General features: G+C 63.0%; 11 protein-coding genes and 5 pseudogenes. 10 read left to right on the plus strand and 6 right to left on the minus strand.

The features are described 5' to 3' along the window. Positions 1–22: 22 nt before the first annotated feature. Positions 23–397, plus strand: a complete 375-nt coding sequence (locus ACFQAU_RS11085; RefSeq protein WP_132444305.1) for a hypothetical protein — start codon at positions 23–25, stop codon at positions 395–397. An 18-nt stretch (positions 398–415) separates the two neighbouring features. Here ACFQAU_RS11085 and ACFQAU_RS11090 read toward each other — a convergent pair whose 3' ends face one another. Both ACFQAU_RS11090 and glyA read right to left on the minus strand, forming a co-directional pair. Next, positions 416–814: a (R)-mandelonitrile lyase gene (locus ACFQAU_RS11090; protein WP_067916484.1), complete on the minus strand. Its 399-nt coding sequence runs from the start codon at positions 812–814 to the stop codon at positions 416–418. Between the two features lie 175 nt (positions 815–989). Next, positions 990–2,266, minus strand: a pseudogene (gene glyA / locus ACFQAU_RS11095) (serine hydroxymethyltransferase). A gap of 181 nt (positions 2,267–2,447) precedes the next feature. Between glyA and ACFQAU_RS11100 the strand changes: the two are divergent. After that, positions 2,448–3,208, plus strand: a pseudogene (locus ACFQAU_RS11100) (NAD kinase). Between the two features lie 142 nt (positions 3,209–3,350). Then, positions 3,351–3,548, plus strand: coding sequence for a CsbD family protein (locus ACFQAU_RS11105; protein WP_132444307.1), 198 nt, complete (start codon positions 3,351–3,353; stop codon positions 3,546–3,548). A 65-nt stretch (positions 3,549–3,613) separates the two neighbouring features. Here ACFQAU_RS11105 and ACFQAU_RS11110 read toward each other — a convergent pair whose 3' ends face one another. The 3 genes from ACFQAU_RS11110 to ACFQAU_RS11120 all read right to left on the minus strand — a co-directional run bounded on the left by ACFQAU_RS11110 (position 3,614) and on the right by ACFQAU_RS11120 (position 8,087). Then, positions 3,614–4,855, minus strand: a complete 1,242-nt coding sequence (locus ACFQAU_RS11110; RefSeq protein WP_132444308.1) for a saccharopine dehydrogenase family protein — start codon at positions 4,853–4,855, stop codon at positions 3,614–3,616. Between the two features lie 19 nt (positions 4,856–4,874). After that, positions 4,875–5,969 (minus strand): carboxynorspermidine decarboxylase, encoded by a 1,095-nt coding sequence (locus ACFQAU_RS11115; protein WP_132444309.1) that lies wholly within the window; start codon positions 5,967–5,969, stop codon positions 4,875–4,877. 225 nt (positions 5,970–6,194) lie between these two features. Further along, positions 6,195–8,087, minus strand: coding sequence for a propionyl-CoA synthetase (locus ACFQAU_RS11120; RefSeq protein WP_132444310.1), 1,893 nt, complete (start codon positions 8,085–8,087; stop codon positions 6,195–6,197). Positions 8,088–8,276: 189 nt separating this feature from the next. Between ACFQAU_RS11120 and ACFQAU_RS11125 the strand changes: the two genes are divergently transcribed. Then, on the plus strand, positions 8,277–9,038 hold the full coding sequence (locus tag ACFQAU_RS11125; protein WP_132444311.1) for a MipA/OmpV family protein: 762 nt from the start codon (positions 8,277–8,279) through the stop codon (positions 9,036–9,038). 142 nt (positions 9,039–9,180) lie between these two features. Further along, on the plus strand, positions 9,181–9,291 hold the full coding sequence (locus ACFQAU_RS11130; protein ID WP_120351690.1) for a malic enzyme: 111 nt from the start codon (positions 9,181–9,183) through the stop codon (positions 9,289–9,291). A 58-nt stretch (positions 9,292–9,349) separates the two neighbouring features. Here the strand turns inward: ACFQAU_RS11130 and ACFQAU_RS11135 are convergent. Beyond that, a pseudogene (locus ACFQAU_RS11135) lies at positions 9,350–11,622 on the minus strand (NADP-dependent malic enzyme). A 248-nt stretch (positions 11,623–11,870) separates the two neighbouring features. Between ACFQAU_RS11135 and ACFQAU_RS11140 the strand changes: the two are divergent. The 5 genes and pseudogenes from ACFQAU_RS11140 to ACFQAU_RS11160 form a co-directional block, all read left to right on the plus strand. Further along, positions 11,871–12,152 (plus strand): annotated as a pseudogene (locus ACFQAU_RS11140) (cytidine deaminase); the annotation flags it as partial. Positions 12,153–12,239: 87 nt separating this feature from the next. Continuing rightward, positions 12,240–13,542, plus strand: a pseudogene (locus tag ACFQAU_RS11145) (thymidine phosphorylase). After that, a complete protein-coding gene (locus ACFQAU_RS11150; RefSeq protein ID WP_132444313.1) occupies positions 13,542–14,732 on the plus strand; it encodes a phosphopentomutase in 1,191 nt (396 codons plus the stop codon). The pseudogene ACFQAU_RS11145 and the gene ACFQAU_RS11150 overlap by 1 nt, the downstream one beginning before the upstream one ends. Positions 14,733–14,802: 70 nt before the next feature. Beyond that, positions 14,803–15,444 (plus strand): uracil phosphoribosyltransferase, encoded by a 642-nt coding sequence (upp, locus tag ACFQAU_RS11155; protein ID WP_067626049.1) that lies wholly within the window; start codon positions 14,803–14,805, stop codon positions 15,442–15,444. An 87-nt stretch (positions 15,445–15,531) separates the two neighbouring features. Beyond that, entirely contained in the window at positions 15,532–16,998 is a 1,467-nt protein-coding gene (locus tag ACFQAU_RS11160; RefSeq protein ID WP_120351686.1) for an SPOR domain-containing protein, read from the plus strand. Positions 16,999–17,062 lie beyond the last annotated feature (64 nt).

Consider the following 17,062-nt stretch of genomic DNA (forward strand, 5'->3'; position numbering starts at 1 on the left):
ACCAGAGCGATTAGATGCGCGCATGATTGACCGCCAAGATTTCAACACCCGTGCCGAGGCGCTGCGCCCCCTGTTCGAGGATCGGCTGCGCATCAAAGCCCGCGATTTGCGCGAGGCGTTTCACCGCGCCGGGCCGGAACTGCCGCGCGGCATTCGCGGCGATGGGGTGTTGCTGAGCAAGACCGAACATCTGGTCGCAAACCCTCATATCGCCCGCCAGCTGGAGGATGCCCCCGTTTGGGCGGCCTTCAACCGGGTCACGGCGCATCTGCGTGAGATCGACCCCAAGGCCCGGCAGCGCGGGATCATTCTGGATCGTTTGGCGGTGGTGGCCTTTAACATCCTCGTGGTTTTCGTGGGCTTCGTGATCTGGCTTTGGTGGCGCGGCTACGTTTAAGCTGCCGCGCCCAAGGGCTTAGGCCGGGTCGTAATCCGCGTCCGTCACCTTTTCCATCCATTCGACAGCCTCGCCGACCTGCGCCTCTTGCAGGGCGATATGGGTCATGGCGCTATCTGGCGCGGCGCCGTGCCAGTGTTTCTCTCCGGGGCCGAACCAGACGACATCGCCTTTGTTAAGCGTTTGCACCGGGCTGCCTTCGGTCTGGGCGCGGCCGGTGCCTTCGGTGACGATCAGGGTCTGGCCCAAGGGGTGGACATGCCACGCCGTGCGCGCTCCGGGCTGGAAGGTCACCGTCACCCCGCGCAGGCGGGCGGGGGCCGGGGCAGAGATCAGCGGGGCCATCTCGACCTCTCCGGTGAAGTAATCTTCGGGACCGGGTTCAGAGGGGCGGCTGCCTTTGGGGTGAATGATCATGCGGTTCTCCTTTGCAGAAGAATGTGGCGCGGGGAGGGGGATCGGCAAGGGGGAGCGTGACAGAGCATCAGAGGGCAGCGCCCGCCCATGGGGCGGTCGGGCGCTGCCCGGCGGCGCAGGGCGCCTTGATTCCGGGCAAAGAAAGGCCCCCGCATCGCTGCGAGGGCCAAACTTCTCAGAGGTTCGGATACATCGGGAAACGCTGGCACAGCGCTTCGACTTCGGCGGCGACTTTCGCCTCAACCTCGGCATTGCCTTCAGCACCATTGGCCGCAAGCCCGTCGACCACTTCGATGATCCAATCGGCGATCTGGCGGAACTCGGCCTCACCGAAGCCGCGCGTCGTGCCTGCGGGGGAGCCGAGACGAATGCCCGAGGTTACCATCGGCTTTTCGGGATCAAACGGCACGCCGTTCTTGTTGCAGGTGATATGCGCCCGGCCCAGAGCCTTCTCGGTGTCGTTGCCCTTCACGCCTTTGGGGCGCAGATCGACCAGCACCACATGGGTGTCGGTGCCATGTGTCACGGTGTCGAGGCCGCCTTTGATCAGCTGGTCCGACAGCGCTTGCGCGTTGGCGATGACCTGCTTGGCGTAGGTTTTGAACTCGGGGCGCTGTGCTTCGCCAAAGGCCACGGCCTTGGCTGCGATCACATGCATCAGGGGGCCACCCTGAATGCCGGGAAAAATCGCCGAGTTGATTTTTTTCGAGATCGCTTCGTCATTGGTCAAGATCATGCCGCCGCGCGGGCCGCGCAGGGTTTTGTGGGTGGTTGTGGTGGCCACATGCGCATGCGGGAAGGGGAGGGGTGCTCACCCGCCGCCACGAGGCCCGCGAAATGCGCCATGTCGACCAGCAGGTAGGCGCCCACGCTGTCGGCAATCTCACGCATTTTGGCAAAGTCGATCTGGCGTGGAATGGCGGAGCCACCGGCGATGATCATCTTGGGCTTATGCTCAGCCGCCAGTTCGGCAACTTGATCGTAATCCAACAGGTTGTCCTGTTTGCGTACGCCGTATTGTACAGCGTTGAACCATTTGCCGGATTGGTTCGGCTTGGCCCCGTGGGTCAGGTGACCCCCGGCATCAAGGCTCATCCCCAGAATGGTGTCGCCGGGTTGCAGCAGCGCGGTAAAGACACCTTGGTTTGCTTGGCTGCCCGAGTTCGGCTGGACGTTGGCGAATGCGCAGTCGAACAGCACGCAGGCGCGTTCGATCGCGAGGTTCTCGGCCACGTCGACATGCTCGCACCCGCCATAATAGCGACGGCCCGGATAACCTTCGGCGTATTTGTTGGTCATGATGCTGCCCTGCGCCTCAAGCACCGCAGCAGAGACGATGTTCTCACTGGCGATCAACTCGATCTCGTCGCGCTGGCGGCCCAGTTCGGCATCAATCGCGGCGGCGAGGGCCGGGTCGGAATCAGCAAGAGATTTGGTGAAGAAATCGGACATCAGGGGATCCTCATTGGGGCTGGTTTCGCGTGTTGCCTATCGGAAACGCGGGCCGAGGTGAAGGCTGTAAACCGACAGGTTGCAAGATATGTGCGTCAACACTGGTGGCGCGCGGAATAATGTGATTGTTTTGGCCCCAAACGCCGATGATCGGAAACTTCGCCGGAATGAGCCTGCTGACATGTCTCTAAAGATCGCTTTTGTGGCTAGCCGGGCCAGCGTGGCCCAAACGGCGCGGGCCGCTTTGATCGGGCGCTATGGTGACGTATCCCTGCGTCAGGCCGAGGTGATCGTGGCCTTGGGGGTGACGGTTTCATGCTGCACACGCTGCACAGCACCCAAGACATGGACGCGCCGGTCTATGGGATGAACCGCGGCACCATCGGCTTTTTGATGAACGCTTACCGCGAGGGCGACCTGCAAGCGCGGCTGGCGGCGGCGGAAGAGGCGGTAATCAACCCTCTGGTCATGCGCGCCACCCATATCGACGGGACCATCTCGACCGCGCTGGCGATCAACGAGGTGTCCCTGCTGCGCGCCGGGCCGCAGGCGGCCAAGTTGCGCATCACGATAGACGGGCGGCAGCGGATGGAGGAACTGGTCTGTGATGGGGCGCTGGTGGCGACGCCTGCGGGCTCCACCGCCTATAACTATTCCGCGCATGGGCCGATCCTGCCAATTGGTTCGGATGTGCTGGCCTTGACCCCGATCGCCGCCTTCCGCCCACGCCGCTGGCGCGGGGCGTTGCTGCCGAAACGGGCGACGGTGCGCTTTGACGTGCAAGAACCGCAAAAACGCCCCGTGATGGCGGATGCCGACGGGCAATCGCACCGCGATGTGACCACGGTTGAGGTCTCTTCGGATCCAAGCGTAAGCCATCGGATCCTCTTCGATCCCGGTCATGGGTTGGAAGAGCGGTTGATCTCGGAACAGTTCAACTAACGTCCCCCGTCACTGCGGCCCTGCAGACGGCGTCTTTCCGCCTCTGCGCTCCTCGGACAGGGAACCCTGACTTCGCGCCAGCGTTGTACCTGCAAGAGCGGGACAATCCCGCATCTTCACAGCCTGTGAAAGGAGACCTGACATGAATTGGGACCGTATCGAAGGCAATTGGAACCAGATGACCGGCGCGGTGAAATCGCAATGGGGTGATCTGACCGATGATGAAATCACCGAAGCGCGCGGCAACCGCGAGCAGCTGGTGGGTAAGATTCAAGAACGCTATGGCATCGCCAAAGATGAGGCCGAGCGTCAAGTCGATAACTTCGCTGCGAAATACTGATTTTCGTAGCTGGCATTAAAAAAGGCGACCCCCTCGGGGGTCGCCTTTTGCGTTTCAAGAGAGGCTCAGGCCTCGTGCCAAGCGCGGTCGCCCTTGTCGTCTTTCACGCGGGTCGGCAGACCAATGTCATCCAGCAGACCGAACAGCGGTTTCGGGTCCAGTTCTTCGACATTGACCATGGTGCCGCCATCATAGGTGCCATCGGCGATCAGCATCGCAAAGGCCACGGGCGGCACGCCTGCGGTGTAGGAAATGCCTTGGCTGCCGACCTCGTTATAGGCGTCCTTGTGATCGGCGACGTTGTAGACAAAAACCTCAACCTCTTCGCCGTCCTTCACGCCTTTCACCAGATCACCGATGCAGGTTTTGCCGGTGTAGTTCGGCGCAAGGCTCGAGGGATCGGGGAGTACGGCCTTCACCACTTTCAGCGGCACGACCTCAAGCCCTTCGGCGGTGGTCACGGGCTGTTCGGAGAGCAAGCCGAGGTTTTGCAGCACGGTGAAGACGTTGATGTAGTGATCGCCAAAGCCCATCCAGAAGCGCACGTCGGCATGGGGGTAGTTCGCGGCCAGCGAATGCACCTCATCATGGCCCGACATATAGGCTTTCTGCTTGCCGACGACGGGCAGGTCCCATTCGCGGCCGACTTCGAACATCTTATTCTCTTGCCACTCGCCTTCCTGCCAGCTGTAGACCGTGCCGGTGAACTCGCGAAAGTTGATCTCAGGGTCGAAGTTGGTCGAGAAGTACTTGCCGTGGTCGCCTGCGTTGATGTCGACGATGTCGATGGATTTGACCTCGTCCATGAACTCATCAACTGCGAAACGGGCGAAGGCGTTGACCATACCCGGATCAAAGCCAGCGCCTAGAATCGCGGTCACACCCGCCTCGGCGCAGGCCTCGCGGCGCTTCCATTCGTAGTTGCCATACCACGGCGGGGTCTCGCAGATTTTGCGGGGGTCTTCGTGGATCGCGGTGTCGATATAGGCGGCACCGGTGTCGATGCAGGCCTGCAGCACGGTCATGTTCACGAAAGGCGAGCCCACGTTGATCACGATCTGGCAGCCGGTTTCCTTGATCAAGGCGGCGACAGCGTCGGTGTCCATACCGTCGACTTCGTGCGCCTTGAACACGCCGTCCTGTTTCATCGCGTTTTTCTCATGCACGCTGGCGATGATCGCCTCGCATTTGGAAACCGTGCGGCTGGCGATATGAAGCTCACCCAAACGATCATTATTCTGAGCGCATTTATGCGCCACAACCTGTGCGACGCCGCCCGCGCCGATGATAAGAACATTGCGTTTCATAGTGTTGACCTCTTTCTTGTCACGACAGGGCGGCGGCGAAATCGTCATAGTCGAAATCGCGCACCATTCGGGTGGTTCCGTCCAACTCGCGTACTGCGATGCCGGGCATTTTGACGCCGTTGAACCAGTTTTTCTTGACCATCGTGTAACCGGCAGCGTCTTGGAACGAGAGGCGGTCGCCCGCCTTTAGCGGCGCGTCAAAACGGAACTCGCCAAAGATATCGCCGGCAAGGCAGGACTTGCCGCAGATCATCCATTCGTGGTCGCCGGTGTCGGGCGCGATCTTGGCCGGTTCGCGGTAGATCAGCAGGTCAAGCATATGTGCCTCGATCGAGCTGTCGACGATGGCGAGGTTCTTGCCGTTGTGCATCGTGTCGAGCACGGTGACCTCCAGCGTCGCAGCCCCGGTAATCGCGGCCTCGCCCGGCTCCAGATAGACCTGCACGCCAAAGGCTTCGGCGAAGGATTTCAGCCGCAGCGCCAGATCATCAAGTGGGTAGTCCGCGCCGGTGAAATGGATTCCGCCGCCAAGGCTGATCCAGTCCATCTTGTGCAGCACAGCGCCAAAGCGCTCTTCGATCAGGGTCAGCATCTCGTCGAAACGCGCGAAGTCATCATTCTCGCAATTGTTGTGGAACATTAGCCCGGTGATCCGGTCTGCGACCGCGTCGATCGCCGCCGGGTCATGTTCGCCCAGACGGCTGAAGGGGCGGGCGGGGTCGGCGAGGTCGAAATCCGAGGTCGAGACGCCGGGGTTCACCCGCAGCCCCCGGATATGCCCGCGCGACTGCGCGTCGAACTTGTCGAGCTGGCCAATGGAGTTGAAGATGATCTTGTCGGCGTGGCCCAGCACCTCGTCGATCTCATGCTCGGCATAGGCGACGGAATAGGCGTGGGTCTCACCGGGGAATTTCTCGGCCCCCAGCCGCACTTCGTAGAGCGATGAGGAGGTCGAGCCGTCCATATACTCCGACATGAAGTCGAAGACCGACCATGTGGCGAAACACTTCAGCGCCAGCAGGCAACGCGCGCCCGAAAGCGCGCGGAGGCGGGCGATCTTCTCCATATTGTCGCGGAGATTGGCCTTGTCGATCAGGTAATAGGGTGTCTGCACGTCGAAAACCTTTCTGCGCGGCCGGAGGGCAAGCTCCGGGAGGAAAAGACCCACTGAATGTGCTGTCGTGGTTGGCCCCGTTAGGGGCATTTCCGGTGGCGCTTCGCATATTTCGCGCAAGCAACGCAATTGTAAAAAAACGCGCGGGCTGGACGGCACGCGCGTTTCCTTGGGTCTGAGTTTAGCGCCAGTCCTGCAAAGGTCCACCGCCATAGGTCTGATTGGTTAGCTTTGCGGGTAGCCGATGCCTCTCAGCGCGTCACGAATTTCGTCCAAGATTGCCGGGTCGTCGATGGTTGCGGGCGGCTTGAAATCCTCTCCATCCGCGATTTTCACGATGGTCGCGCGGAGGATCTTGCCCGAGCGGGTTTTGGGCAGGCGGTCCACCACCACGGCCTGTTTAAAGGCGGCAACGGGGCCGATCTGTTCGCGCATTCGGGTGACGCATTCCGCGACGATTTCCTCATGCGGGCGGTCGACGCCTTTGGTGAGGCACAAAAGGCCCACGGGCGACTGGCCCTTGAGGTCATCGCTGACCCCCACCACGGCGCATTCGGCCACATCGGGGTGGCCCGCCAGAACCTCCTCCATCGCGCCAGTCGACAGGCGGTGACCCGCGACGTTGATCACATCATCGGTGCGCGCCATGATCCAGACATAGCCGTCCTCATCAATCCGCCCCGCATCGCCGGTCTCGTAATAGCCGGGGAAGGTTGCGAGGTAGGATTTGCGAAAGCGGTCTTCGGCGTTCCACAGGCCGGGCAGGGTGCCGGGGGGCAGGGGGAGCTTGATGGCAATCGCGCCCAACTCTCCGGCAGGGAGCGGTTCGCCCCGGTCATCCAAAATTTGCACGTCATAGCCCGGCATCGGCACGGTGGGGGAGCCGACCTTGACCGGCAGCGCCTCAAGCCCCGCCGGGTTGCCGACAATGGTATAGCCGGTTTCCGTCTGCCACCAATGATCGTAGACTGGCTTGCCCAGCTTTTCTTGCGCCCATTCGACGGTATCCGGATCGGCCCGTTCCCCCGCGAGGTAAAGCGCACGCAGGCTCGACAGATCGTATTTCTTGATCTCTTCGCCCTTGGGGTCTTCGCGTTTTACGGCGCGGATCGCGGTGGGGGCGGTGAAGAAGCTCGACACGCCATGCTCTTCGATCACTCGCCAGAAGGTGCCTGCGTCGGGGGTGCCCACGGGCTTGCCTTCGAACACCACGGTGGTGTTGCCCGCAATCAGCGGCGCGTAGCAGATGTAGCTGTGGCCCACGACCCAGCCCACGTCCGACGCGGCCCAGAACACCTCTCCCGGATTGACGTTATAGATGTTCTTCATCGTCCAGTTGAGCGCCACCAAATGTCCCGCGGTGGGGCGCACCACGCCTTTGGGCGCGCCGGTGGTGCCGGAGGTGTAAAGGATATAGGCGGGGTGGTTCCCCTCAACCGGAACGCATGGGGCCGGGCGCACGCCGTCTTGGGCGGCATACCAATCGATGTCCCGCTCGGGGTTCAACTCACAGGGTTTCTGGCCGCGTTGCAGGATGATGCAGGTGTCGGGCTTATGCGTGGCCTGTTCGATAGCCCCGTCCAGCAAGGGTTTGTAATCGACCACGCGCGATGGCTCGACCCCGCAAGAGGCGGCGAAGATCGCCTTGGGTTTGCAATCGTCGATCCGCACCGCCAGCTCGCTTGAGGCAAAACCGCCAAAGACCACCGAATGGATCGCGCCAATCCGTGCGCAGGCCAGCATCGCCTCCACCGCTTCGGGGACCATGGGCATATAGATCACCACGCGGTCGCCTTTTTCCACACCTTGCGCCACCAATGCCCCGGCGAGGGAGGCGACATGGGCCTGCAACTCGCTATAGGTCAGGGTCGATTTTTTGCCGGTGATCGGGCTGTCATAGATGATCGCCACGCGCTTGCCGTTGCCCTGTTCGACATGGCGGTCCACAGCGTTGTAGCAGGTGTTTACACTGGCATCCGCGAACCACTCATAGATATGGTCGCCCCGGTCATACAGCGCGCGCGTCGGCGCGATGTCCCAATCGATCGTCTCTGCCTGCTCCAGCCAATAGGCTTCCGGATCGGCCTGCCAGCGGTCGTAGGTGTCACGGTATCCCATGGTGTTCCTCCTCCTGTTGCACTGTGCGGCAAACCCGCGGGCCGGGTATAGCTGTACTGACGCGCAAATATTTCCAGCCACTCTGGCCGCTTAGAAAGATTTCGGCAAGCGGATCGCTATTGTTCCTGTCAGTTGCGGCGCGTCATGCTAGATTGCCCCGAAACCCTATTACCTTTGGAGCCTGCCCACATGCGTCTCGCCCTTTCTCTGCCCCTTGCTTCCTGCCTCGCCATGGTTGCCGCGCTGCCGGTGGCGGCGCAGGACCGTTCCTTCAACTTCGCCCTGCGCGGCGGGGTGGGGGCGGCACCTGATTATCCGGGCGCCAGCAGCTACCGCGCGACGCCGGATTTGGCCTTTACCTTTGGCTCGCTCGAATGGGGCGGGCGCAAGATCGGCACCAACATCGGTGAAGCGCCCAAAACGGGTTTCGGCTTTACTGGCGCGTTCCGCTATCTGGGCGAGCGTGACAGTTCCGATCACCCCGAACTGGCGGGGCTTGAGGACATCGATGCGGCGGTCGAACTGGGCTTTGGCGTGGTCTACCGCGAGGTGAACTGGCAGGTCTTCGGCAAAGTGCGCCAAGGGTTTGGCGGGCATGAAGGCGTGACCGGCGACATCGGCGCTGACCTGATTTTCCGCCCCGATGAGCGTTGGACCATCACCGCAGGCCCGCGTTTCAGCCTTGGCAATGACACCTATGCCGACACTTATTTCGGCGTCGACACGGCCACACCGACCTTGGCGGCCTATGAGGCCGAAGGCGGCCTGCTGGGGGCGGGCGTCGAAGTGCAGGCGACCTACCGTCTGGACGAGGCATGGGCGCTTGAGGGGGCCGTGGCCTATCAGCGTCTGCTGAATGACGCCGCCGACAGCCCGATCACGCAGGCCGGTTCTGATGATCAATGGACCATGCGCATCGGCGTTAGCCGCGCGTTCAACTGGCGGTTCTAAGCGGCATTGCGCCGCCTCTCGGGGCGGCGCGTTGTTTGCGACATCTCGGTCGAAAACGGATCAGTTTGCGGCAGGATTCTTGTCATGATGAGGTTAGGCGCGGCATGAGGCCAGCGCCCCTCGCATGACAAAGGGCCCGACCATGGGTGACAAAATCAGCAACAAGAAGAAGCAAGCCAAGGCCGCGGCAAAACCCGCCGCCAAGGCCCCGTCCTCCGTCGCGGACATCAAACCCGCCACGCCCCGTAAATAAACCTATCCCCGACCACGCAGCGCCGTCCCCCGAAGGGGGCGGCGTTTGGCTTGGGGGCTTAGCCGTAATGCGCGACCGGGGTGCCCGCGATGGCGCCCACATTGAGCAGCCCGCGCGCGGTGATTGAGGGCGAGACGATATGCGCCCGGTTGCCCATCCCCATCAGGATCGGCCCAACCTCAAGCCCATCGCCCTTCATTTTCAGGATGTTACGCACGCCCGAGGCGGCATCGGCATGGGCGAAGACCAGCACATTGGCGGCCCCTTCCATCCGGTTGCAAGGCAGCAGCCGCGCGCGCAATTCTGGATCAAGCGCGGTGTCGATGTTCATCTCGCCTTCATAGACGAAATCGTGGTTGCCTGCGTCGAGGATTTGCAGCGCCGCGCGCAGACGTTTGCCCGACCCTTCGCCCTGATTGCCAAACTGGCTTTGCGAACACAGCGCGACTTTCGGCTCAATCCCAAAGCGCCGGACGTGGCGGGCAGCCCCGATGGCGATCTCGGCGATCTGTTCGGGGGTGGGGTGTAGGTTCACCTGCGTATCCGCGATGAAAAGCGGCCCGTCTTCGAGAATCATCATCGAAAGCGCGCCATGCGGGCGGAAACCGTCGCGGCCCAGCACCTGATTGACGTAGTTCAGATGCCAGCCAAACTCGCCAAAAGTGCCACAGATCAGGCTGTCGGCCTCTCCGCGATGCACCATGACCGCGCCGATGGCGGTGGTGTTGGTGCGCATGATCGCCCGCGCGATGTCGGGACTGACGCCGCGGCGGCACATCAGGCTGTGATAGGTCTCCCAATAGTCGCGGTAGCGCGGGTCGTTTTCGGGGTTCACCAGATCGACGTTCTGACCCAGTTGCAGGTTCAGCCCGGCCTTTTCGATGCGCCGTTCGATCACCTCGGGGCGGCCAATGAGGATGGGCCGTTCCACCGTCTCTTCGATGATCGCTTGCGCTGCGCGCAGCACGCGCTCGTCCTCGCCTTCGGCAAAGACCAGACGGCGGGGGAGGAGCGGGCGGATTCGAAGACCGGCCGCATGATCAGCGCGGATTTGAACACCGACCCGTCAAGTTTGCGTTTGTAAGCGTCGAGGTCTTCGATGGGCCGCGCCGCCACGCCCGTCTCCATCGCGGCCTTGGCCACGGCAGAGGATACCACACCGATGAGGCGCGGATCGAAGGGTTTCGGGATCAGGTATTCCGCGCCAAAGGTCAGCTGTTCGCCTTGGTAGGCCGCTGCCGCCTCAGCACTTGTCGTCGCGCGGGCGAGGGCGGCGATACCATCGATACAGGCGATCTTCATCTCGTCGTTGATCGTGGTCGCGCCCACATCCAGCGCGCCCCGGAAGATGAAGGGGAAGCAGAGCACGTTGTTGACTTGGTTGGGAAAATCGCTGCGCCCTGTGGCGATAATCGCGTCGGGTGCCACGGCGCGGGCAAGATCGGGTAGAATTTCGGGCGTCGGGTTCGCCAGCGCAAAGATGATCGGGCGTTTGGCCATCTTCGCGACCATTTCAGGCGACAGCACGCCGGGGCCCGACAGGCCAAGAAAAAGGTCCGCCCCGTCGATCACATCGTCCAGCGTGCGCAGATCGGACTTCTGCGCATATTCCGCTTTGCTGGGGTTCATGTCCTCGGTCCGGCCTTCATAGACCAGCCCGTTGATGTCACACAGCCAGACGTTCTCGCGCTTCACGCCGAGTTTCAGCAGCATGTTGAGGCAGGCGATCCCCGCCGCCCCGCCACCGGTCGAGACGATCTTGATGTCCTCGAACTTCTTACCCGCCACATGTAGCGCGTTTTTCGCAGCCGCGCCGACGACGATGGCGGTGCCGTGTTGGTCATCGTGGAAAACGGGGATGTTCATTCGCTCACGGCAGATTTTCTCGACGACGAAACAATCGGGGGCTTTGATGTCTTCGAGGTTGATCGCGCCGAAACTCGGCTCCATCGCGCAGACGATCTCGGCCAATTTTTCGGGGTCGGCTTGGTCCAGCTCGATGTCGAAACAGTCGATATTGGCGAATTTCTTAAAGAGCACGGCCTTGCCCTCCATCACCGGTTTCGAGGCCAGCGCGCCGATATTGCCCAGCCCCAGCACCGCGGTGCCATTGGTGACCACGGCCACCAGATTGCCGCGCGAGGTATAGCGGGCGGCGGTGTCGGGGTCGTTCTTGATCTCGATGCAGGCCTCGGCCACGCCGGGCGAATAGGCGCGCGCCAGATCGCGGCCATTGGCCAGTGGTTTGGTCGCGCGGACCTCCAGCTTACCGGGCCGGGGGTGTTCGTGGTAGTCTAATGCTGCTTGGCGCAAGTTGGGGGTGTCGGACATCGTTCATGCTCCTCCCGAATAATGGTTTAGCGTTAAACTAATTTTTGCGCGCAAGCAAAGCGGCATTTGGGCGGGTCGGTCTTGGCGGCGGGTGGCTTTGCCCCAGCGTCGTCCTTGCAGGTCATTTTACGCAGGCTTTATGAGGCGATTGAGGTGACATGTGGTTTTGCATCGCACAGGGCGGGGCAATTTTCTATAGTCCGAGAAAAGGGGAGAGCCTAATGACTGATTTGCGCGAAGCGGCTGTGATGGTGCGGGAAAATGCCCATGCGCCCTATTCGAATTTCAAGGTCGGTGCGGCGATCCGCACGGCGTCGGGCGCGGTATTCAGCGGCTGCAATGTCGAAAACGTCGCCTACCCGCAGGGCACCTGTGCCGAGGCTGGGGCGATTGCCGCCATGGTCGCAGCGGGCGAGCGTGACATCGCCGAGGTCTATGTGGTGGCGGGCAGCGATCTGCCGGTGACCCCCTGCGGCGGCTGCCGTCAGAAACTGGCCGAGTTTTCGGGCGACAAGGTGTCGGTGACCATGGCGACCGTGGCGGGCAAAGAGCAGCAGATGACCATGGGCGACCTGCTTCCGGGGCCTTTGGCGCCGCCCATATGCAGGGTTAACCCCATGAGCGCGCGAGATATTCTGGCGCGGCTGCGCCATGGAGAGGCACTGGACGCAGAGGCGCTGACGTGGATGGCCCGAGCGCTGTCCGACGGCCGTGTCAGCGACGCGCAGGCCGGGGCCTTTGCCATGGGCATCTGCCTCAATGGATTGGACCAGCAGGGCCGGGTGGCCTTGACCCTTGCGATGCGCGATTCGGGGCAGGTGTTGGACTGGGATTTGGACGGTCCGGTGCTCGACAAACACTCCACCGGCGGCGTGGGCGATTGCGTGTCGCTGATCCTTGCCCCGGCGCTGGCGGCTTGCGGCGCTTACGTGCCGATGATCTCGGGCCGGGGTTTGGGGCACACGGGCGGCACGCTGGATAAGCTGGAGGCGATCCCCGGCGTCAGCACCCAGTTGGAAGAGGCGCAGTTTCGCGCGGTCGTGCGGGATGTGGGCTGCGCCATCGTCAGCGCCAGCGGCGACATCGCCCCGGCGGATCGGCGGCTTTATGCGGTGCGGGATGTGACCTCGACCGTGGATCGCTCGATCTGATCACCGCCTCGATCCTGTCGAAAAAGCTCGCCGCTGGGCTGGATGGGCTGGTGCTGGATGTAAAGGTCGGCTCGGGCGCTTTCATGAAAGAACTGTCGCAGGCGCGCGCCTTGGCCGAAGCGCTGAGCGGCACCGCCACGGCGGCGGGTTGCCCCACAACGGCGGTGATCAGCGACATGAACCAGCCGCTGGTGCCGAGCCTTGGCAACGCGCTGGAAGTGGCCGAGGTGATGCGGGTGTTAACCGGAGCGGCCACCGGGCCAATCCTTGATGTAACGGCTGAACTAGGGGTGGTCTGCTTGCCAATGGCGGTTTGGCCGCGAGTGCCGAGGCCGGGGCCGATGCCCTGCGCGCGGCGGTCCGCGATGGCCGCGCATTGGAACATTTCACTCGGATGCTGAGCGCCATGGGCGCGCCCGCCGATTTCGCCGAAAACTGGGGGCGCATCCTGCCCAAAGCTCCGGTGATCCGCGCTGTGCCTGCGCCGCGCGGCGGCACCGTCAGCGAGATCGACGGCGCGGCGCTTGGGATGGCGGTGGTCAATCTTGGCGGTGGCCGGGTGATTGAAGCGTACCAGATCGACCCGGCAGTGGGCCTGTCGGAAGTGCTGCGCTTGGGCGATGAGGTCCCTGCGGGCCAGCCCTTGGCACTGATCCATGCGGCGGGGCCAGAGGCGGCGGATGCGGCAGAGGCGGCGGTTTTGGCGGCAATTACGCTGGGCGATACGCCGATCAAAGCGCCGGAATTGATTTTGGAAAGGATCGGCTGATGGGACGTGCATTCTTGGTCGTGATCGATTCCGTGGGCATCGGCGGCGCGCCGGACGCGGGGGATTTCTTTAACGGCGATCTGCCCGATACCGGGGCCAACACGCTGGGCCATATCGCGCAGTCCTGTGCCGCGGGAGAGGCCGAAGAGGGCCGCAGCGGACCGCTTGTCCTGCCGCATCTTGACCGGTTGGGGCTGGGTGCCGCGCTGACGCTCGCCAGCGGGATGGAAGCGCCGGGTTTGGGGGCGACACCAGAGGGCCGCTGGGGTGCTGCGACGGAGGTTTCGCAGGGCAAGGATACCCCTTCGGGTCATTGGGAATTGGCGGGGTTGCCGGTGCCTTGGGCTTGGCAATACTTCCCGGATGAAACACCGGCCTTTCCGGCCGACCTGACCGAAGAGGTCGCGCGGCTGGCGGGCACCGATGGCATCTTGGGCAATTGTCATGCCTCAGGCACGGCGATCATTGAGCGGCTGGGGGCGGCGCATTGCGAAAGCGGCTGGCCGATCTGCTATACCTCAGCCGACAGTGTTTTCCAGATCGCCGCGCATGAAGAGACCTTTGGCCTCGACCGTTTGCTGAAGCTTTGCGAAGACATCGCACCCCGCCTGCATGAGATGAAGGTGGGCCGTGTCATCGCGCGGCCTTTCACCGGCGAACCGGGCGCATTCCAGCGCACCGCGAACCGCCGCGACTATGCCATCATGCCGCCGAAACCAGTGCTGACCAATTGGGTGCAAAACGCCGGTGGGCGGGTCTATGCGGTGGGCAAGATCGGCGACATCTTTACCATGCAAGGCATTGATGAATTGCGCAAAGGGCCGGATGCCAAGCTGATGGAACACCTGCATGATCTGGTGGAAGAGGCCGAAGACGGCAGCCTGACCTTTGCCAATTTCGTGGAGTTCGACAGCCTTTATGGTCACCGCCGCGATGTGTCGGGCTATGCCCGCGCGTTGGAGTGGTTCGACACCGAGATCGGCAAGGTGATCGCCGCGCTGCGCGAGGGGGACATGCTGGTCGTGACGGCGGATCACGGCAATGATCCGACATGGGCAGGCAGCGATCACACGCGCGAAAGGGTGCCGGTGCTGGTCGCCGGGACCGGGGCAGGGGAGCTGGGTCAGATCGGTTTTGCTGATGTGGCAGCGCTTGTCGCCGGGCATCTGGGGGTAGAGGTGCCAGCCTAGCCGCGCAGCCTTTGCTTGCGAGCGGGGCGCTTGTGCGGCTAGAAGCGAGGCAAATAAAGGAGCCTGCCGCATGACCGATACCCCCAATCATCTGACGATCGTTGACCATCCGCTGGTGCAGCACAAGCTGACCATCATGCGCGACAAAACCACCTCGACCGCCGCCTTCCGGCAATTGCTGCGCGAGATCAGCCAGCTTTTGGCCTATGAGGTAACGCGCGGCCTGCCGATGACGACCAAACGGGTCGAGACCCCGATGCAGGAGATGGACGCGCCGACGCTCGACGGCAAGAAGCTTGCGCTGATCTCGATCCTGCGGGCGGGCAACGGGCTGATGGACGGGGTTCTGGAGCTGATCCCCTCGGCACGGGTCGGTTTTGTTGGTCTTTACCGTGACGAAGAGACACTGCAGCCGGTGCAGTATTACTTCAAGGTGCCCGAGGCGATGGAAGATCGTCTGGTCATTGCTGTGGATCCGATGCTGGCCACCGGCAACTCCTCGGTCGCGGCGATCAACCTGCTGAAAGAGGCCGGGGCCACCAACATCATCTTCCTTTGCCTGCTCGCCTCGCCCGAAGGTGTGGCCACGATGAAGGCCGCGCATCCGGACGTGCGCATCGTCACGGCCTCGCTGGATGAGGCGCTGAACGAGAAGGGCTATATCATTCCGGGTCTGGGCGACGCGGGCGACCGGATGTTCGGCACAAAGTGATCCGGTAAGTTTCGCTATTCAGCGCGTGGTGCTTTACTCAGGCCGCGCGCTGAGGCATCGTTCTACTAGATAGTGTGGGGGCATTAGATGACACTTACCAAAAGTATTGCCATGGCAGTGATCGTGGCCGCTTTGGGCGTCGGCGGATCGCAGACCCAAGCGCAAGACAGCCGCAGCCAGCCAGCGGAGTTTCCGCCGTCTTCCTACAAGGGCAAGCAATATGTCGACAGCGCGGGATGTGTGTTCATCCGTGCGGGCATCGACGGCGATGTGTCATGGGTCCCCCGCATGAGCCGCGCGCGCCAGCAGATCTGTGGTTTCCAGCCCACGAACGGCGTGCAAGTGGCGGCTGCACAGGCGACAACAGCAGCGAAGACCAAGGTCGAAGCCGCCCCCGCCAAAACGCCGCCGACCCGCGTCGCCGAAGTGCAAGCGCCCAAGGTGAAACCGCAAGCCCCCGTGGCCCGGCCCGCACCGCAAAAGGTGGTGCGCCGTGTGGCTCCGGCCCCGGTTCGCGCATCCGCCCCCAAAGTCGTGCGCGAAACCGCACCGCGCCCCGTGCCCGTGGTGCCGAGCAAACCCGTCGCTCTGGCTGCTCCGGCACCGGCTGGGTTCGTCACCGCTTGCCCCGGCGCTTCGCCTCTGTCGCAGCGCTATATGCGGCGCGGGGATGGCTATAGCGTGCGTTGTGGCCCGCAGGCCGAACCTATCGTGACAGGCCGTCTTGCGCCCACCACCCCACAGCGCGGCACGGCCCCTCAGCCTTACCGTAGCGCAGGGATGATGCCCGGCGTGGCTGCAGCGCCCGCACGTGTCGTCGCCCCCGCCGTGGTTGCCGCGCCGGTGGTCAGCGCGCCGCCTGCCCGGGCCGTGGGCACCCAGACACGGATCGTGCCGAAACATGTGGCGATCAACCGTCTGAACACGACAAACGTCAAAGTTCCCCACGGCTATCGTAAGGTCTGGGAGGACGACCGTCTGAACCCGCACCGCGCCGAGCAGACCTTGGAAGGCCGCGCCGATATGCTGCTGGTCTGGACCCAGACCGTGCCGCGCCGTTTGGTGAACAAGGCCACTGGCGAAGATGTGACCGCCAAAGTGCCGCTGATCTACCCCTATCTCGATATCGAAACGCAGCGCCGCAAACTGGGGGTGGTCAAGATTGTTGAACGGGACGGCCAAGTGGTGAAACGTGTTCTGCGCTACCGCAATGCCGCGCCGATCCACCGCGATGCCCGCCCCGTCAAGAGAGCGCCGGTGAAGACCGCGCCGGTTAAGGCTGCACCGGTCTATTCGAGCCGGTCGGCCCCGGCGGCGCAGGTCAGCACCAAGGCAGGCTATGTGCAGGTTGGTGTCTTTGGTAGCCCAGCCAATGCGCAGCGCGCGGCGCGTCAGATCGCATCCATGGGCATGCCTGCCCGCATCGGCAAACAGACACGCGGCGGCAAGACCTATCACAGCGTTCAGGCGGGCCCCATCGCAGGTGGCTCGGCCCAAGCGGCGCTTGGTCAGCTGCGCCGGGCGGGATACCGGGACGCCTATCTGCGCCGCTAAGCGCGTTGCAAGGACAAGCAAAAAGGCCAGCCGTGGTGTCCCCCGGCTGGCCTTTTTTGGCGGA

It is taken from the genome of Sulfitobacter profundi (assembly GCF_042661425.1).
GTDB classification, from domain to species: domain Bacteria; phylum Pseudomonadota; class Alphaproteobacteria; order Rhodobacterales; family Rhodobacteraceae; genus Sulfitobacter; species Sulfitobacter profundi.

Coding starts and splice junctions, on each gene's coding strand:
- ACFQAU_RS11085 (WP_132444305.1), top strand. CDS start 23: ATGATTGACCGCCAAGATTTCAACACCCGTGCCGAGGCGCTGCGCCCC.
- ACFQAU_RS11090 (WP_067916484.1), bottom strand. CDS start 814: ATGATCATTCACCCCAAAGGCAGCCGCCCCTCTGAACCCGGTCCCGAA.
- ACFQAU_RS11105 (WP_132444307.1), top strand. CDS start 3,351: ATGAATTGGGACCGTATCGAAGGCAATTGGAACCAGATGACCGGCGCG.
- ACFQAU_RS11110 (WP_132444308.1), bottom strand. CDS start 4,855: ATGAAACGCAATGTTCTTATCATCGGCGCGGGCGGCGTCGCACAGGTT.
- ACFQAU_RS11120 (WP_132444310.1), bottom strand. CDS start 8,087: ATGGGATACCGTGACACCTACGACCGCTGGCAGGCCGATCCGGAAGCC.
- ACFQAU_RS11125 (WP_132444311.1), top strand. CDS start 8,277: ATGCGTCTCGCCCTTTCTCTGCCCCTTGCTTCCTGCCTCGCCATGGTT.
- ACFQAU_RS11130 (WP_120351690.1), top strand. CDS start 9,181: ATGGGTGACAAAATCAGCAACAAGAAGAAGCAAGCCAAGGCCGCGGCA.
- ACFQAU_RS11150 (WP_132444313.1), top strand. CDS start 13,542: ATGGGACGTGCATTCTTGGTCGTGATCGATTCCGTGGGCATCGGCGGC.
- upp (WP_067626049.1), top strand. CDS start 14,803: ATGACCGATACCCCCAATCATCTGACGATCGTTGACCATCCGCTGGTG.
- ACFQAU_RS11160 (WP_120351686.1), top strand. CDS start 15,532: ATGACACTTACCAAAAGTATTGCCATGGCAGTGATCGTGGCCGCTTTG.